The sequence below is a fragment of the Tropicimonas sp. TH_r6 genome (genome assembly GCF_033101155.1).
Taxonomy (GTDB): Bacteria; Pseudomonadota; Alphaproteobacteria; order Rhodobacterales; family Rhodobacteraceae; genus Tropicimonas.
Window position 1 is genome coordinate 108,810 of sequence record NZ_JAWMPX010000004.1, and the last position, 21,095, is coordinate 129,904.

Below are 21,095 nucleotides of genomic sequence, written 5' to 3' on the forward strand. Positions count from 1 at the left end.
AGGACGCAAAAAAATGCGCCGCATTACCCTTGTCACCCTGTGTCTTGGCACTGCCATGGCACTGTCGGCCTGTCAGAAAGCCGGCGACACCGAAGTGGATCGTGCTCTTCAGGACGTGAATGTCATCGACGAAAGCAATCTCAGCGACCTGATGCTGACGGTTGCCGATGCCAACGAGGCGGTTTCCTATTTCAAGCGAACCTCCGCGGAAAACCCGGACCGGATCGACCTGCAGCGCAACCTCGCCAAGTCACTGGTGCGGGCCAAGCAGAACACCGAGGCCGCCGCCGCCTGGGCGAAGGTCATCGAGATGGAAGGCGCGACCAGCAGCGACCGGGTCGACTATTCCGACGCGCTGATCCGCTCGGGCGACTGGGACAAGGCCGAAGAGATCCTCGACACCGTTCCGCCCACCCACGAGACCTTCAAGCGCTACAAGCTGGAGGCAATGATCGCCGATGGCAACAAGGAGTGGAAGAAGGCCGACAGCTTCTACGACACCGCCGTGGGCCTGACCACGAAACCGTCCTCGACGCTGAACAACTGGGGCTATTCGAAGCTCTCCCGCGGCAAGTATCGCGAGGCCGAGCGGCTGTTCGGCGAGGCGTTGCAATATGAGCCCGGCCTCTTCACGGCGAAGAACAACCTCGTGCTCGCCCGTTCCGCGCAGCGCAACTACCAGATGCCGATCGTCGAGATGACCCAGACCGAGCGCGCCATGCTGCTGCACACCGCGGCCCTTTCCGCGATCAAGCAGGGCGACACCTCCATGGGCCGCTCGCTGCTCGAAGATGCAATCGACACCCATCCCCAGCATTTCGAAGCCGCCGTCCACTCGCTCAGCGCACTTGACGGCACCTGAACGGACCCGAGACCGGCATGACCCTCGACATTCCCGCCAGTGCTGCGCTCTGGTTCCTGCCCTTTGTCATCCCCATTGGCCTCTGGGTCGGCTGGAACGACATGGCGCGCATGAAGATCCCGAACCGCGCCGTCATGGCGCTGTTCTTCGTCTATCTCGCCATCGGTCCGATCGCCCTGCCGCTGGAGAGCTACGCCTGGCAATGGCTGCATCTCGTCATCGTTCTGTTGGTGGGCTTCATTCTTAACATGGCCGGGCTGATGGGGGCGGGCGATGCCAAATTCGCAGCCGCCATGGCGCCCTTCGTGGCGCTCGGGGACGTGGCGGTCTTCTGCTATATCTATGTAGCCTGCTCGCTGGCCGCGCTTGTCGTGCACCGGGTCATGCGGGCAATCCCGGCAATCCGGAGCGCCGCGCCGGACTGGGAAAGCTGGGAGCGCAAGGACTTCCCGATGGGGCTTGCGCTTGGCTGGATGCTGATCGCCTATCTCGGACTGGGCGCCGTGTACGGCGCCTGACGGGACCTGCCTCACGGCGGCGGCATGGCGCCGCGCCGTCCGGCCCGTTCCAACCTTCGTGACCTATCCCTCGCCCGGCTGAAACTCGTAGAGTCGATACACCTCGTTGCGGTGCACCTCTTTCAACCCGACGCCACGCGCCTCCAGATCCTCGATCACCCCGCGCCGCGCCCGACCATCCATCGGGCAGAGCGGAACCAGCAATAGGCGCGCCCCCTCGATTCCGGGAAGTCCGTCATAGCGCCAGGGGGCTGCGCCCTCGAGCCGCTGGAGATCTCCGAACAGCCAGTAGCTGGATAGCAGGTCGGCACTGTAGATCGCCGCGCCGGCATAACCCGCCGCCTCAAGATCGCGCGCGATGCCGTCGAGCACCGTGACCGTCCCGCCAGAGAGACGGCAGAAGGGCAGCTCTTCTCCCATCACCATCGTCGGCTTCGGTTCGTCTTTCTCCGTCCCGGTTTCAGCCGCAAAGAGGACTGGAAGGCGGACATTCCCCGCCGGGTCCCGGTTCCGCTCGATCAGCACGTGGATATCATCATGCTGGACCGAGCGCGGAAACAGCTGTGTATGGGCTGACGCCGGCGCGTTGAGATGCCGGAAGGGGCTGAAGGCGAGGTTGAGCGCCGACGGCAAGCCGAGCATGAAAACAGCGCAGCCGGCCAGCGCCAGCGCCTGTCTCATGTCCCAGCCCATGCCATTGGTCACCCCCGCTGCCGGGCGCAGGGCGAAGAGCAGAACCCCGAGCAAGTAGAGCCATTGGGGATCATTGCCGTAATTCTGGAAGGTCACGAAAAAGAAGCCGGGCACGAGAAGGAGAAGCAACACGCCCTCGCTGTCCCGGCCCGCCTGCCGCAGCAGCATGACGGCGGCGAGGGCAGCGAAAGATCCGCCGAGATAGGCCGGCGCGGCAATCACCCCGTAGAGGCTGTGACCCGGCTGCGCGCGGGCCTCGGAGCCGGTCACCGTGAGCAGGTCACCGAGATAAGCGATCCAGAAACCCGTCCCGGCCACCAATGTCATTGCCGCGACAATGGCGAGCCCGGTCACAAGCGCCACGAGCAAAGCGCCCCACTGCCGGTGCATCAGGAGCGCCAGCAGGATGACCGGCAGGAAGGCTGCAACATAGGTCACCTTGATCAGCGCCATCCCCGCGACCGTCACCCCGAGGACAAGCCCGTCCGCGGTCTGGCTGTGCCGCCCGGCGCTCGGCAGGAAAACGATGGCGATGGCAATAAAGGCCAGCGCCCAGGCCCATCGGTTGTAATGCATCGAGATAGACAGCGAGGGCTGCGACTCTCCATGGACCATCGCCAGGCAAAGGCCGATACAGATGACGCCAAGGACCATCGCCCAGCCGCTCTTCAGCCGCGAGATCCCGACCCACCAGATCGCCGGGAGCAGCGCCGCCGCAAAGAGGACCTGCGCGCCCAGATAGGCCATTCCGATCCCCCAGCCCTGCCCGACAAACAGCGCAATGGGCGCTGTCGCCAGCCAGCCGATCGGCGTCATATAGTCGAGATGCGGCCACTCGCCCTGGCTCTGACGGATCACCATGTCGATCAGGTGAATCGTGTCGCCCTCATGCTTGGCGAGATACAGCCCGCCCTTGGCCAGCAGGACTGCGCTCAGCCCGGCCCAGAGGGCCAGAAGAAATCCGCCAAAGGCGATAGAAGCTCGTTTCTGCATCCCTGCTCTCTCTTTTTTTCCCTTTTTTGGCCACAATACCACGCCATGCTTCGGACTGTCTGCGGCATTGCAGGCATTCGTGTCGATTTCCGGGCGGGAATGGCAAGTCTTTGGGCAAGTCGATGGAACAGGACAAGCGGGTAGCGAGATGAACATGGAAGTCGGGAATGTGGTGGCGCCGCCGGCGCCGAAGCGACTGGACGAGATGCAGCTTCCGTTGGTCATGATGCGGGATATCCTGCTCAAGACCGTGTTCCGCAAGAACATCGAAATGGTCACCGAACTGGCCCGCGCCGTCTGCCTGCCGATCCCGGTCACGCAGGAACTGGTGGATCTCGCCCGCGAACAGAAGCTCATGGAGGCGACCGGTACGCTGCACGCCAACTCGGGCGGCGAAATGGGCTACCAGCTGACCGATAGCGGCAAAGCCCGCTCCCTCGATGCGCTCTCTCAATCCGAGTATTACGGCGCCATGCCGGTGCCGATGGAGATCTATGGCGAGCAGGTCAAGCGCCAGTCCATCCGCAACATCCAGATAACCCGGGACCAGCTGACCGGCGCCATGGGCCATCTCGTCCTGCCCGACAACCTTCTTGGCCAGCTCGGCCCCGCGGTCTCCGCCGGTCGTTCGATCCTGATGTATGGCCCCCCGGGCAACGGCAAGTCCTCGATCTCCAACGGCATCCGCGATGCGATGGGCGACAAGATCTACATCCCCCGCGCCGTCGAATATGCCGGCCAGGTGATCACCGTCTATGACCCGATCGTCCATTCGGCCGCCGAGGAACAGATGGACGATCCCAACTCGCTGCGCCGCACGGGAAACCGCTTCGACACCCGTTACGTGCGCTGTGAGCGCCCCACCGTCATCACCGGCGGTGAGCTTTCGCTCTCCATGCTGGACCTCGTCTACAACCCGACGGCCCGGACGTACCAGGCCTCGATGCAGCTCAAATCCACCGGCGGCATCTTTATCGTCGACGACCTTGGCCGTCAGGCGGACCCGCCGCAGGCGCTGATCAACCGCTGGATTCTACCGTTGGAAGAGGGCAAGGACATCCTCGCCCTGCAATCGGGCGAGAAATTCGAAGTGCCCTTTGACACGCTGGTGATCTTCTCGACCAACTTCCACCCCAACGAGATCTTCGACAAGGCCGCGCTCCGCCGGATCTTCTTCAAGATCAAGATCGACGGGCCCGTCCAGGAAGATTTCCTGAAGATCTTCGCCATGGTCGCCAAGAAGCGCAAGATGCCGCTGGATCAGGACACGCTGATCCACCTGCTGCGCAACAAGTACCCGACCATCGACAATATCTATGCGAACTATCAGCCGATCTTCCTGATCGACCAGATGATCTCGATTTGCGAATATGAGGGCATCCCCTACCAGATGACCCCTGAACTGATCGACCGCGCCTGGGAAAACATGTTCGTCAAGGAAGAGCATATCGAGCACTGATCCTCGCGGATGGTGCCGGTCCGGACTGCAGGTCCTGTCCGTTTCTTTATCCTATGGTAATCAGGACGGCGTTAAAGATTGACGCCGTCCTGACGACTCACGTGCTGCGCCTGTTCCGCATAAAAGCGAAATGACGCGACGTTCGCCTCGGAGATTGGGTTGGCAGCGCATAGTTTCCCCCGCGCGGAGGACCGGTATGACAGAAGTTGGCAAAGCCGATGTGATCGTGGTCGGCGCGGGCCTTGCCGGGCTGGTGGCGGCCTGCGAGGCGCTGGAACGCGGGCGCAAGGTTCTCCTGCTTGACCAGGAAGGGCCACAATCTCTGGGCGGGCAGGCTCACTGGTCACTGGGCGGGCTCTTTATGGTCGACACGCCGGAGCAACGCCGCATGGGTATCCGCGACGGACGCAACCTTGCGCTGTCGGACTGGATGGGCAGCGCGCAGTTCGACCGTCCCGAGGACGACAATCCCCGCCGTTTCGCCCAGGCCTTTGTCGATTTCGCGTCCGGCGAGATGCGGTCCTGGCTGCACGGGCTCGGCCTGCGCTGGTTTCCCGTGGTGGGCTGGGCCGAGCGCGGCGGCGCTCTGGCCGACGGGCACGGCAACTCGGTCCCGCGTTTTCACATCACATGGGGCACCGGCCCCGGCGTTGTCGCCCCGTTCAAGGCGCGCGTTCTGGACGCAGTGCTCACCGGCGGGTTGCGCCATGTGCCCCGTCGGCGGGTCACGCAGTTGATCGTGGAGAATGGCACGGTCTGCGGCGTCTCCGGCGACATCCTTGCGGAAGATCCGGCGCCGATCGGGGAGAGCACGAGTCGGGACGTGGTTGGCGATTTCACCTGCCGCGCCGAGTCGGTCATCCTCGCCTCAGGCGGGATCGGCGGCAATCACGACCTCGTCCGTGAACACTGGCCAGAAGAACGGCTCGGCCCCGCGCCAACGCAGATGGTCGCCGGCGTGCCCGATTATGTCGACGGCCAGATGCAGCAGACGGCCATCGGCATTGGCGCAGCCGCGATCAACACGGACCGGATGTGGCATTACACCGAAGGGCTGAAGAACTGGAACCCGATCTGGCCCAATCACGGCATCCGTATCCTGCCCGGCCCATCTTCGATGTGGTTCGACGCGCTCGGAAATCGCATGGACGCCCCTTGCCTGCCAGGGTTCGACACGCTGGCCACCCTCAAACGCATCCTTTCCACCGGACATTCCCATTCCTGGTTCATCCTGACCCAGGCGATCATCGAGAAGGAGTTCGCCCTCTCCGGCTCGGAACAGAACCCGGACCTGACCTCCGGGCGCTGGCAAGAGGTGCTGAAGGCGCGGCTTCTGGGCAAGGGCGCCCCGGCGCCGGTCGAGGCCTTCAAGGAGCATGGCGAGGATTTCGTGATCGCCGAAACCCTGCGGGAGCTCGTGCTGGGCATGAACGCACTAACGCCGGAAACGCCGCTCGACTTTCTGCACCTTCTGGAACAGATCGAAGCGCGCGATGCGCAGATCGGCAACCCATTCGCCAAGGACGCGCAAGTCACCGCCATTCGCGGCGCCCGCGCCTATCGCGGCGACAAGCTGATCCGCACCGCGCCACCCCATCGCATCCTCGACGAGAACAAGGGACCGTTGATCGCCGTCCGTCTCAACATTTTGACGCGGAAGAGCCTCGGCGGACTACATACGGACCTGCAATCACGTGTCCTGCGCCCCGATGGCTCCGTCTTCCCCGGCCTCTTTGCGGCCGGCGAGGTCGCCGGTTTCGGCGGTGGCGGCTATCACGGATATAACGCGCTCGAAGGCACTTTCCTCGGCGGCTGCCTCTTCAGCGGGCGGATCGCTGGCCAGTACGCGTGATCGCGGCACGGGGCTTGCCCGCCGAGCCACACCCCGGCACTGTCGCACCGAAACGCCTGATGAAGGAAGTGCGATGTCCTGCCCCGAAGACGCAGCGGCCCGAAAGGCGATCCCGCCGGTCATCTGCTATCCAGTCGAGGCCCTGCCCCGACCGGATCCTGCCGCCCTCGCCCAACACCGCACCACGCTGGAGAAGGTAGAGCAAGTCCGCGTGCCGCCGCGCGACGCGGCCTGTTTCCGCGTCCCCGCGGGCGGCGCTTTCCGCATCTCCTCGATCGAGGGGCCGCAGGTAGGCGATCTCAATCTCTGGAACGCGCACGACCTTTCCGAGCGCTTCTATTCCGGCAAGACCCGCGCCCTGCACGGCACCCATGTGACAACGGGCGAACGGCTCTGGTCGTCTTTCCCCTTTCTGCGCCCGATGGCGACCATCCTGGAAGACAGCCTCGACTGGTACGGGATCGACCCGCATGGCGGCTCGGTGCACGACGTGATCGGCACCCGCTGCGACCCCTACACGAACACCCTGCTGACCGGCGGGCTCTACCACCATTGCTGCCATTCCAATCTGACCCGGGCGCTCGCAGCGGAAACCGGCCTGCCGCTCGCGGAGGCCGAGACGCATGTGCATGACGTGCTGAACGTCTTCATGTGCACCGGTTTCACCCGCGACACGGGCCAGTACTTCATGAAGGCCAGCCCGGTCCGGCCCGGCGATTACCTTGATTTTCTAGCTGAAATCGACTTGCTCGGCGCGCTCTCGGCCTGCCCGGGGGGCGACTGCTCCTCGGAGCATTCCTCCGACACCGCCGCCTGCTACCCGTTGCTTGTCGAGATCTTCGCCCCACCCACCGGCGCCGCAGCCTGGCCCGGCCCCGCCGTGAACGGTTATGACCGGAGCCACGGCACCTGAGCCGAGCTCAATGCATCCTGCCGCCGACCGGGACATCCCGGTCCGGCGCAAGCAGGACGACCTCGCCCTCCTCGTCGGGTACGCCCAGAACCAGAACCTCGGACATGAACCGGCCAATCTGGCGCGGCGGGAAATTGACCACGGCCATGACCAGCTTGCCCGGCAGGGTCTCAACGTCATAATGGCGGGTGATCTGGGCCGAGCTTTTCTTTTCGCCAATCTCCGGACCGAAATCGATCCAGAGCTTGATCGCCGGCTTGCGCGCCTCCGGGTAAGGCTCGGCGCGCACCACCCGCCCGACGCGGATATCCACCTTCAGGAAATCATCAAACCCGATCTCGCTCATTTCGCAAGCTCCCGGCTGCGATCCGCCGCTGCCGCGACTACCTTCTCCATGAGCCGGGGCAAGCCTGTGACTTCATCCATCAGCACCTCCAGCCCGGCGGCGGTCGTCCCGTTCGGCGACGTCACGTTGATCCGCAGCTGCGCGGCGCTTTCCTCGGATTGATGCAGCAACTCGCCTGCCCCGGCGACAGTTGCCCGCGCCAGTTGCATCGCCAGATCCTCCGGCAACCCCTGCGCCATGCCTGCGCGCGCCATCGCTTCAACCATATGGAAGAGATAGGCTGGTCCGGAACCGGAGAGACCGGTCACCGCATCCATCTGCGCCTCCCCCTCCAGCCGGATCACCTGCCCGACCGCCGAGAGGAAGTGCTTGGCGAGGTCCATCTCCGCGGCACTCGTGCGCGCATTGCCGACAATCGCCGTGATCCCGCGCCCAACAGCCGCCGGCGTATTCGGCATCGCCCGGATCACCGGGGTCGCCGCTCCGAGGACGGATTCGTAGAAGGCAATCGGCGTCCCGGCCGCAACGCTCAGAAACAGCGTCTCGCCACCGCCCAGCGCCGCCAACGAGGGCAACGCCTCCGCCATCATCTGCGGCTTGACCGCGACGAGCACGATGGCCGGCCGCTCCGGAAGCGTTGCGTTCAACCGCACGCCCTGCGCCGCGAGCCAGTCCGACGGGTTGGGATCCACAACAGTCACGGCCTCGGGCGGGAACCCGTCCGCCAGCCAGCCCTGAAGCATCGCCGACCCCATCTTGCCACAGCCCAGAAGCACCAGCCCCTGCGCCTTCACGTCTGTCATCTCCATGAAAATCCTCCGGATCCGTTCCGCCCGCAAGCTAAGCGGCCCCGAATGGGGCCGCAACGTCTTCCAGTCAGAAATGTCTCTGCCGAGCCCGCCAAGGGGCGCCGAAGCAGCGCCCCTGCGCCGTCTCAAGCCCGCCCGAAGGCTTCCGCAATCGCGACCTGCAGTGCGTCCTCGGGGTCCTGATCGCCCCAGACGACAAGCTGGAAGGCAGGATAATAGCGCTCTGAGGCCATGACCGCCGAGCCGATCAGCCGGTCGATCTGTTCGGGATGCGGCGTCTGCCCGCCGCCGAGCACCAACCCGTAGCGATAGGTCATGAGCTGCTGCTCGCGCCAATAGGTGAAGGCGCCCGCCCAGCATGAATCGTTGACCCGGTTCAGCGCTTCATAGAGGCGCCCGAGGCGATCCTCCGGCGGCTCCATCTCGAAAGTGCAGATGAGCCGCAACGTTTCGTCATAGGCGGACCATGCCAGCGTGACCGAATAGGTGCGCCACTGACCTTCAACCGCCATGGCGATCTGGTCCTCGGCGATCCGGTCAAAATCCCAGGCGTTGTTCTCGGCGAGGGTCTCGACGATATCGATCGGATGTAGGTCTTCCGTCAGGAACTCTTCGGAGAGTGACATGCCCGGGCCTCGCTGTTTGCTCGCCCCGATTATTCTTGCGCTACCGGGGCTTCGTGCCTGCTCTGGGACGGTCGATACTGCCGCCGTCCTTGAGATTCATCGTGCGAGCAAACCCTCATGCTGTAAAGCAGAATTTTTGTGACAGGACTCTGGCTGGCCGCAAGATGTAGGGTGACAACAGAGGTCTAGTAGCCCCGTCTCGGCCCTGGACGAGCTGAAAAACCGACTCAATTCAATAAAAAACGCGCGCCTTTGCCGACGCGCGTTGATGAGCGGCCCAACGCGGACCGCGCCATTATGACTCAGGGGAAGGAGGGGGCACGAACGCCCCATTAACCCCTTGTTAATCCTTATTAATAGAAGCCTCAAGCGCTTCGATCCGCGCCTTGAGAGCTTCGTTTTCCTCGCGTGCTTTCTGCGCCATTGCGCGAGCCGCATCGAACTCCTCGCGCGTCACGAAATCACGATCGGCCATCCAGCGGTCGATCATGGATTTGAAAGCGGTCTCGGCCTCATCCTTTGCGCCCTGGGCCACGCCCATCGCATTGGTCATCAGCTGGGACATGTCGTCGAACAATCTGTTTCGGCTTTGCATGGGGCACCCATTCGTTACATCCGCCCCCTATATGGCCTTGCGGGCGGGCAGCCTCAAGGTTGACTTTGCCACATCGAGGCGATCAAGAGCGTAAACCATGCAGGCCGTTATCCCTTTCCCCGAGTTCAGCCCCGAGCTGTTTTCCGTCTCCCTCTTCGGTATGGAGTTCGCTCTGCGCTGGTACGCGCTCGCCTATATTGCCGGGCTGCTCATCGGCTGGCGCCTGATCGTGACGCTGCTCAAACGCCCGACGCTCTGGCCCCAGAACACCCCGCCGATGGAGCCGCGACAGGTCGAGGACCTGCTGACCTGGGTCATCCTCGGGGTGGTCATTGGAGGCCGCCTCGGCTTCGTATTCTTCTACAAGGCCGACCATTACCTCTCCAACCCGGCCCAGATCCTTGCCGTCTGGGAAGGCGGCATGGCGTTTCACGGCGGGTTGATTGGCGTCGTGATCGCGGCATGGATCTTCACCGGCCGCCACGCAATCCCGCGCCTGAGCGCCGCCGATGCGCTCGCCATTGCCGCACCGATCGGGCTCTTCTTTGGTCGGCTGGCCAATTTCATCAATAGCGAGCTTTGGGGACGGCCATCGGATGTCCCCTGGGCCATGAAATTCCCTACCCGCTGCGTCGATCCAGCCTGGCAGGGCTGCAGCGTCCCCGGGGAGTGGTTCTATTACGGAAACGAACTCGCGCGTCATCCGAGCCAACTCTACGAGGCTGCCCTCGAAGGGTTGATCCTCGGACTGGTCCTGCTCTGGCTGGCCTTCCGACGCGGCGCATTCAAGCGACCGGGCCTCATCGCCGGCACCTTTTTCGCTGGCTACGGCATCGCCCGCTTCATCATCGAGTATTTTCGAGAGGCGGATGCACAGTTCATCACGCCGGACAACCCGATCGGCTTTGTCATCGGCTCTGGCGCTATCGGCGTTACCATGGGACAGCTGCTGTCCCTGCCGATGATCGTGTTTGGCCTCGCTCTGATCGCAGTCGCGCGCCGCAAGACCCCGGCACCGAAATGACCCCGCTGGCCGACATTCTGCACAAACGGATCGCCCTGACCGGCCCGCTCACGCTGGCCGACTACATGGCCGAATGCCTGCTTCACCCGGAGCATGGATATTACACAACCGCGCCCGTTTTCGGGGCGGCCGGCGATTTCGTCACCGCGCCGGAGATCAGCCAGATGTTCGGCGAATTGCTCGGTCTTGCGCTCGCACAGGGATGGCTGGACCAAGGCGCTCCGCACGGCGCCGTGCTGGCCGAGGCCGGGCCGGGCCGTGGTACGCTCATGGCCGACATGCTGCGGGCCATGCGCCCGATCCCGGGCCTGCCGGACGCATTCGACATCCGCCTCATCGAGGCCAGTGCCCGCCTGCGCGACCTCCAGCGCGACGCGGTCTCGCCGTACCCGGCCCAGTGGATGAACCGTATCGGCGATCTGCCCGACGCGCCCCTCTACTTCATCGCCAACGAATTTCTCGACGCGCTTCCGATCCGACAATTCCAGCGTGCCGCCGATGGGTGGCGCGAACATGTCATCTTTTCAGAAGAAGGCGCTTTTCGCTCCAGCTTCGCCGCCCCCGTCCCGGTTCCCGATCTGGATTACCGCCTCGCCGACACACATCCGGGCGAGATCGTCGAGCTCTGTCCGGCCCTGCCCGCGCTGGTCACGGAGCTTGCCGAGCGGATCGCCCGCAATGGCGGCATGGCTGTGTTCATCGACTATGGCAACTGGCGCTCGCGCGGCGACACGTTGCAGGCGCTGCAAGAGCACGCTCCCGTTGACCCGTTCAAGAGCCCCGGCAGGGCCGACCTGACCGCCCATGTCGATTTCGAAGCCATCGCGCGCGCAGCTGCCTCGGCCGGTGCGGCAACAAGCAGCCTGATAGCGCAGGGCGTGCTGCTCGAACGTCTCGGGATCACCCAGCGGGCGCAGGCGCTCGCCCGCGCCATGCCCGATTCCGCCGCATTGGAAAACCACATTGCCGCGCATCGACGCTTGACCCACCCGCAGGAAATGGGTTCGCTCTTCAAGGCAATCGCCATTCACCCTGACGGCACCGCGCCGCCACCCGGATTTGAGACATGACGCTGGAAATTCTGACCTCGGAAATCCTCTCTCCCCTGCGCCACGGCTTCTTCACCCGACGCGGTGGTGCCTCTTCGGGCGTGTTCGAAGGGCTCAATTGCGGCCCCGGATCGTCGGACCAGTCCGAGATCGTGGCGATCAACCGCGACCGCGTGGCGACATCGCTCGGCGTCACCTCGGCCGAGTTGATCTCCATGAACCAGGTCCATTCCGCCGAGGTCGAGGTGGTCGAAGCCACGCCCACCGAGGCACCGAGGGTCGATTCCATCGTCACCGACCGCCCCGGCCTCGCGCTCTCCGTGCTGACAGCCGATTGTCAGCCAGTGCTCTTTGCCGACCACTCGGCCGGCGTGATCGGCGCTGCCCATGCTGGCTGGCGGGGGGCGCTGTCGGGCGTTCTGGAGGCCACCCTGGATCGGATGGAGAAACTTGGCGCCCACCGTTCGGACACGGTTGCCGTGATCGGCCCCTGCATCAGCCAGAGCGCCTATGAGGTTGGCCGGGAGTTTTACGAGGAGTTCATCGCGCAGGAGCCGGGAAACCAACGCTTCTTTACCCGGGATGACGGCGAGAAGCTGCAATTCGATCTTCCCGCCTTCGGTCTGCATCGGATGCGACGAGCGGGGATCGGCCAGGCGACCTGGACCCGCCATTGCACCTATTCCGACCCGGAACGGTTCTTCTCCTACCGACGCACGACGCATCGCAAGGAAGCTGATTACGGTCGGCTAATCGCCGCAATTCGCCTGTAACTGTTTCGAGATTGTCCACGTTCCGCCCTGAATCCGCCCAAAATCGCCGGCAGATTGTCCTTAACGGAGAAACAGTGTCCTAGACCGACAATTGCGAAGGAACAGAGCGATGAAAACAGAGAAGCGCTGGTTGAAATCGGTCCTGATCGCAGCGGAAGAATGCGATTTCCAGATGCCTTGGGAACGCGGCGCCCGACGGGATGAGATGATCCTGCGCCGGGAACAGCGCGACGCCCCCGAAGCACTTCGCGCCTGACTTCATGCTGAACGCCGGACACCGGGGGCGGAGCAATCCGCTGGGATCCGCACGCTTTGCTGCACGCCATCCGGTTGCTCAGCCGGTAGGCGCCTTGATTCGCCCCAAACAGACAAAATGTGGCGACCGTGTTTGGCTTTGAGAAACAGTTCGACCAGAAGTAAGGGATTGCCTCCTCCGGACTGAAGAAACGATGCAAAATATTGACAGTATCGGCGGATTTAAGCCTATTGAGAGACAAGACACGTCGTCGACGCGACCTGGTGGGGGCCATGGCAGACGCGACCATCCGAGAGGATCGATTGCATGCCTACCCCACTTGCGAACGCCCGCGTTGCCACGGCGACAGATTTCGGCCTGACGGCCAACCGGTCCGAAAGGACGTCTCGATCGGATAGGCAACCTCGGTGCGTACCGCCTCTCTCGCGCCACTATGAGGTTGCCTTTCTGACCCCTTCTGAAGAAATCCACGGTTTTTCCCGCCGTGCTCCCGCCATGCCACTCTTCGAGGACGCATTTGCAGCCTTTGCACGCGGGACACTGATCGCGACGCCCACTGGCCCGACCGCCATCGAGGATCTTTTGCCCGGCGACAGTGTGCAGACCGCCAACGGCCCTGACAGGCTGCTCTGGCTGGGAAATATGGAGCTTTCCCTGCCAAGGGAATCACTCGCCACGGAACAGCCCAGACTGACACGAATCGCGGCTGACTCCTTTGGCCTCGGACGCCCCATGCCGGACCTGCTCCTCGGCCCCCGCGCCCGGATCCTCATGCGTTCGCCCCGTTGCCGCGAGATGCTCGGCGCAACCGAAGCCTTTGCGCCAGCCGATGGTTTCATCGACGGCGTCAGTGTGATCGAGCTGAAACCCGTCGCCTCGATGTCCCTCTATCAACTCGGCTTCGCGGGCCAGCAGACCGTCTTCGCGAACGGTATCGAGGCTGAGAGTTTCCATCCGGGTTTGCGTCTGGGATCGATGCTGGAGTGCGAAACACTGGCTCAGTTCCTCGACCTTTTCCCGCATATCGACGGTCCGGACGGCTTCGGTCCGATGCCGATCCCGCGCCTGACCAGCTTCGAACTGGAGCGGCTGCGCGACGGGCTCTAGCCGTCACGCCTCGCTCTCCTCCAACTTGAGAAGCGGGGCCGGGGCCAGCAGGTCGCTCGTGTCCAGCGCCGCTTTCGGTTTGCCCAACCGATAGCGCGTAACCCAGATGAGTTGCTCCTCGGCGCGCGTGATGGCGACATAGGCGAGTCTTTTCCACAGCGGCTGCCCGGCCTCGACCCGCCCTGCTCGCGCGGCCGCATAGAGATCGGGCGCGAAGACCTGCACCACCGGCCATTGCGACCCCTGCGCCTTGTGGATCGTCACCGCCGAACCATGCAGGAAGGTCGCGCCCATTCGCGCGGCGAAGGGGATGAAAGGTTCTTCCTCGTCGGGGATCTCGATCTTGATGATCGAAGCGGCCGAGAGACGCGGATCTTCCGCCCCGATCACGTGCAGTTGCGAGAATCCGGGTTTGCGGCCGGGTCCGAGATAGACCACCTGCGCGCCTTTGATCAGTCCGCGAGCCTCCAGGTCGAGCCGCTTTTTGCGATGTTTCATCGGCAGTTCGATCCCGTCGCATATCAGCGGCTCGCCCGGCAACAGGCTGTCCGCCGGCGCGTCAAAAGCGGTGCGGAAAGCGTGGATCAGCCGGATCCGCGTCACGTTGCGCCAGACAAGCACAGGCGAGCGCGCCATCAGCTCCGACTCGACCCGTTGCCCGATCCGGACGCGTTCATCCTGCTTTGCGGCATCCTCGATCATCGACTCGAACTGCTCGAAACCGAGTTCCGGATCGGCGAGCGCATGGGCGAGGTCGAGAATCGGGTTGTCGCCTGCCTGTCTGTGAACCCGGTGCAGCACAGCGGTACGGGCCTCGGGCAGGGTGTCGAAGACCATCCCGCCAGGCGTGTTGACGGGCGCGAGCTGGGCCGGATCGCCAAAGAGCAGGAGCGTGGGAAATATCTCCTGGAGATCGTCGAACTGCTTTGCGTCGAGCATGGAGCTTTCATCAACGAAGCCGATATCGAGCGGCTCCTCGCGCCGCTTCCAGCCCGTGATGAAATCCGACCCGCGCAGTCCGGCCGCCGCAAGTGCGCCGGGGATCGACTTGTTTGTCTGATAGAAGGCGTAAGCCCGGTCGAGCGCTGTATCGGTCAGACCCTCGATCTCAGGGCGCTCGCCCTGCCCCGCCAGCCATTCGGCGATACGCTCATATTCCGGGTCATAGACCGGCGTGTAGAGAATCCGGTGAATCGTCGTCGCCGGCACGCCACGCGAGCGCAGCACGCTCGCCGCCTTGTTGGTCGGTGCGAGAATGGCCAGCGTGCGCCGATCCTTGCGCCGCCGCCCCTCCCAGTCGCCGGAGACGATATCGACTCCGGCCTCCTCTAGCTCCTGCGCAAGACGTGCCAGAAGCAATGTCTTGCCCGAGCCTGCCTTGCCGATCACAGCGAGGACCCCGGCTCCGGAGTCGGTTCGAGGCGTTATCGCTTCGTTCAGAAGGTCGATCCCAGCCGAAGCCAGTAATTCGGAGGCCCGATCCCAGGCGTCCGCTTGATCTTCTGAGAATGTGAGGGCGTTCTGCGGCATGCCCGGACCCTATAATGGGCAGAATCCGGGCGCCAGCCACTCTGAACGCCGAATCAGTCCTTCGTGTCAGGCCGTCGCTGCCAGCGGAGAAACCAGGTTGCGGTTGAAAGACCGGTTGAACCAGCTCATCGAGGTTTCGCGGTCGATGCCGAGGCGTGTCAGGGTCGGCGCCCAAGCTTGCGGTTTCATCTCCCACAGGCCGACACCGATCCGATCCATTCCCTCGCCGACCGATCCGATCACGTCCGGATCGACATGGTAGAGGCGGTAGATCCGTTCCATACGCGGATCGAACACGCCGCAGAAATGCGAAAGCTTGAAGTGGTCCATCAACTCACCTCCGCCCAGGACGAGCGCCGCAGCTGCTCGGCGATCGGCTCGCGGCGAGATGCAGAAGCGGGTGCATTCCCAGATCAGGGGTGATTCGATGGTCACCCCGTCCAGAAGGTGGGAAAAATGTTCGTTGATCATCGTCCGACCTGTGGTCGGCAGGAAGCGCATGGACCCACCATGACTTCCATCCTCCAACTCCCAGATCACATAGAGCGGATTCAGCACATCGTATTGATCCCGCTCTTCTCCTTTCGCGTTTACCGAGACTTCCCAGCCCAGACGACGCGAAAACTGCTCCGCCCGATCCTCAAACATAGTGTCCCGGAGTTTGGCAAAGCGGTCGAGTTCATTTCCATATACATAACGCAGCATGACGAGAGGCTCCTTTCCGTCAGATGAGGGAAGGATTGTCTAAACTTGGTTAACAGAAAGCTACCCAATTTACAGATTAACGCATGGTCAGAAACAAAAAACCGCTGACCGGACTGATTACACAACAATCAGACCGCGGGACAATGCACGCGCGACCGCATGCGTCGTATTGAGTGCGCCGAGCTTATGGCGCGCCGCTTCTATGTAGACACGCAGCGTGTGCTCGGAGATCTCCATCTCCTTCGCCGCCTGCGCGCGACTCATGCCTTTGGCGAGATAGGCCATAGCAGCCAGTTCACGCGGAGAAAGCGCAGGGGCCGGAGCCGAATCCCCGCCGCGCTCGAATTCCAGCGCTTTTTTGTTGAATTCATGTGCGATTATCATGAGATCACGCATGTTCTGATCGACAAAGGTAGCCCAGGCAAAGTCGTCGGAATTGTCGGAAACCGTAAAAAGTGCAAATTGCCCGGAGGGGCCACGAATTGGAATGGACAACCCCTGATTTCCAACCCCGTAATCAACGGCCTCTCGATAAAATGCACGCGCCGCACGGCTGGACCAATCGAGCTCTTTCCAGTCGACAGGGTTGAACCTCTGAAGGCACCCAAGGATGACCGGATCCATGCGAAGGTAGTCCTTCTCCACATATCGATCGACCCAATCCTGATTATACGTCCCGGCACCGAAGCGTTCACCGACGGAGTTTACCCAGTGATATACGACATGGGAGATGGTGTAATAGTCGCGCAGCTTTTCGGTTGCGTGCTGCAGGCCACCCACATCTTCCGCGTTCTGGACGGATTCACATAAAGCCTCGAGCTTCTCCTCCATGATCTGCCGCGAACGGCTCTCTCCTTTCGGTCCCATCCGATGCCGACGCCCGGGTGGCAATCTCCATATTCGCAACCTGCCTGGCATCGTCCATCTGCTCGGCCAATGCGCGTAAGTCATGCTCACGCGCGTAAGCGCCGATGTCGGCAAGGACGTCCAGTATCCACCCGTGAGTCATAACAGAGTCTTTCTTGGCTTCGTCGGGAAAACGTTGACACAACCTTAACACGACAGACTCAGCGGCAGAACTCACGGGTTTGCCCTCCCCTAAAGTAGCGAGGTCTCCCCAGGTAACAACCTGATTTCATAATAGCACTGACAAGTTCTGAATATCTGCGACCGATTCGCTACCCTTACGGCATCGTGGCCTACTTGCATGGTCCGTCATCCCTGACAATACAACAGACACGCGCAAGGACAGACCCAGCCCAGATGGCCAGCGCTCCACCGATCCCGATACGCATGTAGATTGGCTTGACCTCCGGTTGACGCTTTCACCTCGCCCTTCCCGGGGTCTGGCGCCCGACAACGAACGCCCCTGAACGGAAAAAGCCGCCGCCGGATCAACCGGCAACGGCTCAGTGCATTTCAGGAGAACGATGCCTAGCCCCGGGCTTCCAGCGCGTCTTCCAGCGTGCGCAGACCGGTTGTCGGAGCCTGGACAAGCACCGACATGTTGCCCGGCTTGTGCTCGTTGCGCATCATTTTCATGTGGGCGGCCGGGATCTCGTCCCAGGAGAAGACTTCGGACATGCAGGGGTCGAGCCGGCGTTCCACCATCAACTGGTTGGCGGCAGCAGCCTGCTTGAGATGGGCGAAGTGGGAGCCCTGAAGGCGCTTCTGATGCATCCAGATGTAGCGAACGTCGAAGGTGCAGTTGAAACCCGTGGTGCCCGCGCAGATCACGACCATGCCGCCCTTCTTGCACACGAAGGAGGAGACCGGGAAGGTCGACTCGCCCGGATGCTCGAACACCATGTCGACATTGTTGCCCTTGCCGGTGATGTCCCAGATCGCCTTGCCGAACTTGCGCGCCTCCTTGAACCAGGCGGCATATTCCGGCGTGTTGACCGTCGGAAGCTGACCCCAGCAGTTGAAGTCTTTCCGGTTCAGCACACCCTTGGCGCCAAGATTCATCACGAAGTCGCGCTTGTCCTCGTCCGAGATCACGCCGATGGCATTGCCGCCAGCCGCGTTGATCAGCTGGATCGCATAGGAACCGAGCCCGCCTGAGGCGCCCCAGACCAGCACGTTCTGGCCCGGCTTGAGCTCATGCGGGTGATGACCGAAGAGCATCCGGTAAGCGGTGGCCAGCGTCAGCGTGTAGCAGGCGCTCTCCTCCCAGGTCAGGTGCTGCGGGCGCGGCAGGAGCTGCTGCGCCTGCACATTGGTGAACTGGGCAAAGGAGCCGTCCGGCGTCTCGTAGCCCCAGATCCGTTGCGACGGGGAATACATTGGATCGCCACCGTTGCATTCCTCGTCATCGCCGTCATCCTGGTTGCAGTGGATCACAACCTCGTCGCCCACCTTCCAGTTCCGCACCCTGTCGCCGATGGCCCAGACGATGCCCGACGCATCCGAGCCCGCGATATGGTAGGGTGCCCCGTGGCCGTCGAAAGGCGAGATCGGCACACCGAGCCCTGCCCAGACGCCGTTATAGTTGACGCCCGCGGCCATCACGAGGACCAGCACTTCGTGGCTGTCCAGCTTCGGCGTATCGACAACCTCGACCTGGAACGACTTGTCCGGTTCGCCGTGGCGTTCGCGGCGGATCGCCCAAGCATACATCTGCTTCGGCACATAGCCCATCGGGGGCATTTCACCAATCTCGTAGAGGTCCTTTTCAGGCGCCTCATAGCTAGCGTGGGTCATGTCATCCAGAGCCATCTGAGCCTCCTTGTCAGCACTTGCCGCATCGCAGAATCAATGCGGGTTTCGAGCTGTGATACGGCGCGCCACGCAACATTGCAATGCATGTTTGCGACATTTTGAAACTTTATGTCTCCAAGGAACGCAGCGTCGCGCCAGAACCAACCCAACGACCCTTTTCTGCGCTCGCAAAACAACCTTTCCCGGCTGCGCCGCAACGCAGCGAATTGACAGCGCCACATTCTTTCGAATAACTCACTCAGAACGAAATCTTATTGCCCATCCTGACTCGGGAGGACTCCGATGAGCGACGCCACGAAAGACCGCCCCTGGCTGTTCCGCACCTATGCCGGCCACTCGACCGCGAAAAAGTCGAACGCCCTCTACCGGAACAATCTCGCCAAGGGGCAGACCGGCCTCTCGGTTGCCTTCGACCTGCCGACCCAAACCGGCTATGACAGTGATCATGTGCTGGCGCGCGGCGAAGTTGGCAAGGTTGGCGTTCCCGTCGCTCACCTTGGCGATATGCGCGCGCTGTTCGACCAGATCCCTCTGGAACAGATGAACACCTCGATGACGATCAACGCGACCGCGCCCTGGTTGCTGTCGCTCTATATCGCGGTCGCCGAGGAGCAGGGCGCCGATGTCTCCAGCCTCCAGGGCACGGTCCAGAACGACATCATCAAGGAATACCTCTCGCGCGGCACCTATATCTGTCCGCCCAAGCCGTCGTTGAAGCTGATCACCGATGTTGCCGAATACTGCTACTCGACCGTTCCCAAGTGGAACCCCATGAATGTCTGCTCCTACCACCTGCAGGAAGCCGGCGCGACACCGGAGCAGGAACTGGCCTTCGCGCTGGCCACCGGCCAGGCCGTGCTGGACGGGCTGAAGGACAAGGTGCCGGCCGAGGACTTCCCCAAGCTCGCTGGCCGCATCTCCTTCTTCGTCAATGCCGGCATCCGGTTTGTCACCGAAATGTGCAAGATGCGCGCCTTCGTCGATCTCTGGGACGAAATCTGCCGCGAGCGCTACGGCGTCGAGGACCCGAAATACCGCCGCTTCCGCTATGGCGTGCAGGTCAACTCACTCGGACTCACGGAGCAGCAACCGGAAAACAATGTCTACCGTATCCTGATCGAGATGCTTGCGGTCACGCTCTCCAAGAAGGCCCGCGCGCGTGCCGTCCAGCTTCCCGCCTGGAACGAGGCACTGGGCCTGCCGCGCCCCTGGGACCAGCAATGGTCCCTGCGGATGCAGCAGATCATGGCCTACGAGACCGACCTTCTCGAATATGAGGACCTGTTCGACAACAACCCGACCGTGGAGGCCAAGGTCGAGGCGCTCAAGGACGGCGCGCGCCATGAGCTGGCCACGCTGGAGAGCATGGGCGGGGCGATTGGCGCGATCGACTACATGAAAGCGCAACTGGTGAATTCCAATGCGGATCGTCTCAACAAGATCGAGGCGAACCAAACAACCGTTGTCGGCGTCAACCGCTGGACCGAGGGCGAGCCTTCGCCACTGATGGACGAGGAAGGCGGCATCATGGTCGTCGACCCGGCCATGGAGCAGGACCAGATCGACCGGCTCAATGCCTGGCGCGCCGACCGTGACAGCGTGGCCGTCACGACGGCGCTCCACGCGCTGCGCGACGCGGCCCGGACTGGCGCAAACATCATGCCTCCATCCATCGCTGCGGCCAAAGCGGGCGCGACCACCGGCGAATGGGCCGGTGTCATGCGCGAGGTCTTCGGCCAGTTCCGCGGCCCGACCGGTGTCTCCCGCTCCGTTTCAAACCGCACCGAGGGTCTGGAGGAGATTCGCGAGGCCGTCGACGCCGTGTCCGACAAGCTGGGGCGCCGGCTGAAATTCCTCATGGGCAAACCGGGCCTCGATGGCCATTCCAATGGCGCAGAGCAAATTGCTTTCCGGGCGCGCGATTGCGGGATGGATATCGATTATGAAGGCATCCGCCTGACCCCGGATGAAATTGTTGCGGCGGCGCAGCGCGAGGAAGCTCATGTCGTCGGCCTGTCGATCCTTTCGGGCAGTCATATTCCGCTCGTTGCCGATCTGATGGAAAAGATGCGCATTGCCGGGCTGGGAAATATCCCCGTGGTCGTTGGCGGGATCATACCGGATGATGACGCCGAAAAGCTTCGGGCAATGGGTGTCAGGACGGTCTATACGCCCAAGGATTTCGAGCTGAACCGGATCATGATGGACATCGTCGCCCTCGCGGATTCAGAGGAAATTGCCGCGCAATGATTTTTTGGACAGGT

The 21,095-nt window shown here is 62.7% G+C and carries 20 protein-coding genes; 11 read left to right on the top strand and 9 right to left on the bottom strand.

Features of this window, described 5'->3' with window-relative positions:
- Positions 1-13: 13 nt before the first annotated feature.
- Positions 14-862 carry a tetratricopeptide repeat protein gene (locus R3X27_RS06010; protein ID WP_317707923.1) on the top strand — a complete coding sequence of 283 codons (849 nt, stop codon included), beginning with the start codon at positions 14-16 and terminating at the stop codon, positions 860-862.
- Positions 863-879: 17 nt separating this feature from the next.
- Positions 880-1,380 (top strand): prepilin peptidase, encoded by a 501-nt coding sequence (locus tag R3X27_RS06015; protein ID WP_317707924.1) that lies wholly within the window; start codon positions 880-882, stop codon positions 1,378-1,380.
- Between the two features lie 63 nt (positions 1,381-1,443).
- On the opposite strand, the gene R3X27_RS06020 is transcribed toward R3X27_RS06015, so the two are convergent.
- Positions 1,444-3,066: a hypothetical protein gene (locus R3X27_RS06020; protein ID WP_317707925.1), complete on the bottom strand. Its 1,623-nt coding sequence runs from the start codon at positions 3,064-3,066 to the stop codon at positions 1,444-1,446.
- A 148-nt stretch (positions 3,067-3,214) separates the two neighbouring features.
- Here R3X27_RS06020 and R3X27_RS06025 point away from each other — a divergent pair, with 148 nt between their 5' ends.
- The 3 genes from R3X27_RS06025 (at position 3,215) to R3X27_RS06035 (ending at position 7,290) form a co-directional block, all read left to right on the top strand.
- Positions 3,215-4,525, top strand: a complete 1,311-nt coding sequence (locus R3X27_RS06025) for an ATPase (RefSeq protein WP_317707926.1) — start codon at positions 3,215-3,217, stop codon at positions 4,523-4,525.
- A 196-nt stretch (positions 4,526-4,721) separates the two neighbouring features.
- Positions 4,722-6,377, top strand: a complete 1,656-nt coding sequence (locus tag R3X27_RS06030) for an FAD-binding dehydrogenase (RefSeq protein WP_317707927.1) — start codon at positions 4,722-4,724, stop codon at positions 6,375-6,377.
- 73 nt (positions 6,378-6,450) lie between these two features.
- Positions 6,451-7,290 carry an urea carboxylase-associated family protein gene (locus tag R3X27_RS06035; RefSeq protein WP_317707928.1) on the top strand — a complete coding sequence of 280 codons (840 nt, stop codon included), beginning with the start codon at positions 6,451-6,453 and terminating at the stop codon, positions 7,288-7,290.
- 7 nt (positions 7,291-7,297) lie between these two features.
- Here the strand turns inward: R3X27_RS06035 and R3X27_RS06040 are convergent, their stop codons facing one another.
- The 4 genes from R3X27_RS06040 to R3X27_RS06055 all read right to left on the bottom strand — a co-directional run bounded on the left by R3X27_RS06040 (position 7,298) and on the right by R3X27_RS06055 (position 9,666).
- Positions 7,298-7,636 carry a tRNA-binding protein gene (locus R3X27_RS06040; protein WP_317707929.1) on the bottom strand — a complete coding sequence of 113 codons (339 nt, stop codon included), beginning with the start codon at positions 7,634-7,636 and terminating at the stop codon, positions 7,298-7,300.
- Positions 7,633-8,445 carry a pyrroline-5-carboxylate reductase gene (gene proC / locus R3X27_RS06045; protein ID WP_317707930.1) on the bottom strand — a complete coding sequence of 271 codons (813 nt, stop codon included), beginning with the start codon at positions 8,443-8,445 and terminating at the stop codon, positions 7,633-7,635. Before proC ends, R3X27_RS06040 begins: the two co-directional genes overlap by 4 nt.
- A 125-nt stretch (positions 8,446-8,570) precedes the next feature.
- A complete protein-coding gene (locus R3X27_RS06050) occupies positions 8,571-9,071 on the bottom strand; it encodes a YbjN domain-containing protein (RefSeq protein ID WP_317707931.1) in 501 nt (166 codons plus the stop codon).
- A 343-nt stretch (positions 9,072-9,414) separates the two neighbouring features.
- On the bottom strand, positions 9,415-9,666 hold the full coding sequence (locus R3X27_RS06055; protein WP_317707932.1) for an accessory factor UbiK family protein: 252 nt from the start codon (positions 9,664-9,666) through the stop codon (positions 9,415-9,417).
- A gap of 97 nt (positions 9,667-9,763) precedes the next feature.
- Between R3X27_RS06055 and lgt the strand changes: the two genes are divergently transcribed.
- The 5 genes from lgt to R3X27_RS06080 all read left to right on the top strand — a co-directional run bounded on the left by lgt (position 9,764) and on the right by R3X27_RS06080 (position 13,875).
- Positions 9,764-10,690 carry a prolipoprotein diacylglyceryl transferase gene (gene lgt, locus R3X27_RS06060; RefSeq protein WP_317707933.1) on the top strand — a complete coding sequence of 309 codons (927 nt, stop codon included), beginning with the start codon at positions 9,764-9,766 and terminating at the stop codon, positions 10,688-10,690.
- Positions 10,687-11,760 carry a class I SAM-dependent methyltransferase gene (locus tag R3X27_RS06065; RefSeq protein ID WP_317707934.1) on the top strand — a complete coding sequence of 358 codons (1,074 nt, stop codon included), beginning with the start codon at positions 10,687-10,689 and terminating at the stop codon, positions 11,758-11,760. Before lgt ends, R3X27_RS06065 begins: the two co-directional genes overlap by 4 nt.
- Positions 11,757-12,512: a peptidoglycan editing factor PgeF gene (gene pgeF / locus R3X27_RS06070; RefSeq protein WP_317707935.1), complete on the top strand. Its 756-nt coding sequence runs from the start codon at positions 11,757-11,759 to the stop codon at positions 12,510-12,512. The genes R3X27_RS06065 and pgeF overlap by 4 nt, the downstream gene beginning before the upstream one ends.
- A gap of 109 nt (positions 12,513-12,621) precedes the next feature.
- Positions 12,622-12,768, top strand: coding sequence for a hypothetical protein (locus R3X27_RS06075; protein WP_317707936.1), 147 nt, complete (start codon positions 12,622-12,624; stop codon positions 12,766-12,768).
- Between the two features lie 495 nt (positions 12,769-13,263).
- Positions 13,264-13,875 carry a Hint domain-containing protein gene (locus R3X27_RS06080; RefSeq protein WP_317707937.1) on the top strand — a complete coding sequence of 204 codons (612 nt, stop codon included), beginning with the start codon at positions 13,264-13,266 and terminating at the stop codon, positions 13,873-13,875.
- A 3-nt stretch (positions 13,876-13,878) separates the two neighbouring features.
- Here the strand turns inward: R3X27_RS06080 and R3X27_RS06085 are convergent, their stop codons facing one another.
- The 4 genes from R3X27_RS06085 to ccrA form a co-directional block, all read right to left on the bottom strand.
- Positions 13,879-15,405 carry an ATP-dependent RecD-like DNA helicase gene (locus R3X27_RS06085; protein ID WP_317707938.1) on the bottom strand — a complete coding sequence of 509 codons (1,527 nt, stop codon included), beginning with the start codon at positions 15,403-15,405 and terminating at the stop codon, positions 13,879-13,881.
- Between the two features lie 66 nt (positions 15,406-15,471).
- Positions 15,472-16,110 (bottom strand): acyl-homoserine-lactone synthase, encoded by a 639-nt coding sequence (locus R3X27_RS06090; protein ID WP_317707939.1) that lies wholly within the window; start codon positions 16,108-16,110, stop codon positions 15,472-15,474.
- A gap of 117 nt (positions 16,111-16,227) precedes the next feature.
- The gene (locus R3X27_RS06095) at positions 16,228-16,941 is read right to left on the bottom strand and encodes a LuxR family transcriptional regulator (protein ID WP_317707940.1); all 714 of its coding nucleotides are present in this window, start codon (positions 16,939-16,941) and stop codon (positions 16,228-16,230) included.
- 603 nt (positions 16,942-17,544) lie between these two features.
- Positions 17,545-18,828 carry a crotonyl-CoA carboxylase/reductase gene (gene ccrA / locus R3X27_RS06100; RefSeq protein ID WP_317707941.1) on the bottom strand — a complete coding sequence of 428 codons (1,284 nt, stop codon included), beginning with the start codon at positions 18,826-18,828 and terminating at the stop codon, positions 17,545-17,547.
- A 285-nt stretch (positions 18,829-19,113) separates the two neighbouring features.
- Between ccrA and R3X27_RS06105 the strand changes: the two genes are divergently transcribed.
- Positions 19,114-21,081 (top strand): protein meaA, encoded by a 1,968-nt coding sequence (locus R3X27_RS06105; RefSeq protein WP_317707942.1) that lies wholly within the window; start codon positions 19,114-19,116, stop codon positions 21,079-21,081.
- Positions 21,082-21,095: the final 14 nt, after the last annotated feature.

What these genes read in the sequence shown, in the direction of transcription:
- ccrA (WP_317707941.1), bottom strand. Translation starts at nt 18,828, where the DNA reads ATGGCTCTGGATGACATGACCCACGCTAGCTATGAGGCGCCTGAAAAG.
- R3X27_RS06080 (WP_317707937.1), top strand. Translation starts at nt 13,264, where the DNA reads ATGCCACTCTTCGAGGACGCATTTGCAGCCTTTGCACGCGGGACACTG.
- R3X27_RS06065 (WP_317707934.1), top strand. Translation starts at nt 10,687, where the DNA reads ATGACCCCGCTGGCCGACATTCTGCACAAACGGATCGCCCTGACCGGC.
- R3X27_RS06020 (WP_317707925.1), bottom strand. Translation starts at nt 3,066, where the DNA reads ATGCAGAAACGAGCTTCTATCGCCTTTGGCGGATTTCTTCTGGCCCTC.
- lgt (WP_317707933.1), top strand. Translation starts at nt 9,764, where the DNA reads ATGCAGGCCGTTATCCCTTTCCCCGAGTTCAGCCCCGAGCTGTTTTCC.
- R3X27_RS06025 (WP_317707926.1), top strand. Translation starts at nt 3,215, where the DNA reads ATGAACATGGAAGTCGGGAATGTGGTGGCGCCGCCGGCGCCGAAGCGA.
- R3X27_RS06090 (WP_317707939.1), bottom strand. Translation starts at nt 16,110, where the DNA reads ATGCTGCGTTATGTATATGGAAATGAACTCGACCGCTTTGCCAAACTC.
- pgeF (WP_317707935.1), top strand. Translation starts at nt 11,757, where the DNA reads ATGACGCTGGAAATTCTGACCTCGGAAATCCTCTCTCCCCTGCGCCAC.
- proC (WP_317707930.1), bottom strand. Translation starts at nt 8,445, where the DNA reads ATGGAGATGACAGACGTGAAGGCGCAGGGGCTGGTGCTTCTGGGCTGT.
- R3X27_RS06075 (WP_317707936.1), top strand. Translation starts at nt 12,622, where the DNA reads ATGAAAACAGAGAAGCGCTGGTTGAAATCGGTCCTGATCGCAGCGGAA.
- R3X27_RS06040 (WP_317707929.1), bottom strand. Translation starts at nt 7,636, where the DNA reads ATGAGCGAGATCGGGTTTGATGATTTCCTGAAGGTGGATATCCGCGTC.
- R3X27_RS06010 (WP_317707923.1), top strand. Translation starts at nt 14, where the DNA reads ATGCGCCGCATTACCCTTGTCACCCTGTGTCTTGGCACTGCCATGGCA.
- R3X27_RS06015 (WP_317707924.1), top strand. Translation starts at nt 880, where the DNA reads ATGACCCTCGACATTCCCGCCAGTGCTGCGCTCTGGTTCCTGCCCTTT.
- R3X27_RS06095 (WP_317707940.1), bottom strand. Translation starts at nt 16,941, where the DNA reads ATGGAGGAGAAGCTCGAGGCTTTATGTGAATCCGTCCAGAACGCGGAA.
- R3X27_RS06085 (WP_317707938.1), bottom strand. Translation starts at nt 15,405, where the DNA reads ATGCCGCAGAACGCCCTCACATTCTCAGAAGATCAAGCGGACGCCTGG.
- R3X27_RS06035 (WP_317707928.1), top strand. Translation starts at nt 6,451, where the DNA reads ATGTCCTGCCCCGAAGACGCAGCGGCCCGAAAGGCGATCCCGCCGGTC.
- R3X27_RS06050 (WP_317707931.1), bottom strand. Translation starts at nt 9,071, where the DNA reads ATGTCACTCTCCGAAGAGTTCCTGACGGAAGACCTACATCCGATCGAT.
- R3X27_RS06055 (WP_317707932.1), bottom strand. Translation starts at nt 9,666, where the DNA reads ATGCAAAGCCGAAACAGATTGTTCGACGACATGTCCCAGCTGATGACC.
- R3X27_RS06105 (WP_317707942.1), top strand. Translation starts at nt 19,114, where the DNA reads ATGAGCGACGCCACGAAAGACCGCCCCTGGCTGTTCCGCACCTATGCC.
- R3X27_RS06030 (WP_317707927.1), top strand. Translation starts at nt 4,722, where the DNA reads ATGACAGAAGTTGGCAAAGCCGATGTGATCGTGGTCGGCGCGGGCCTT.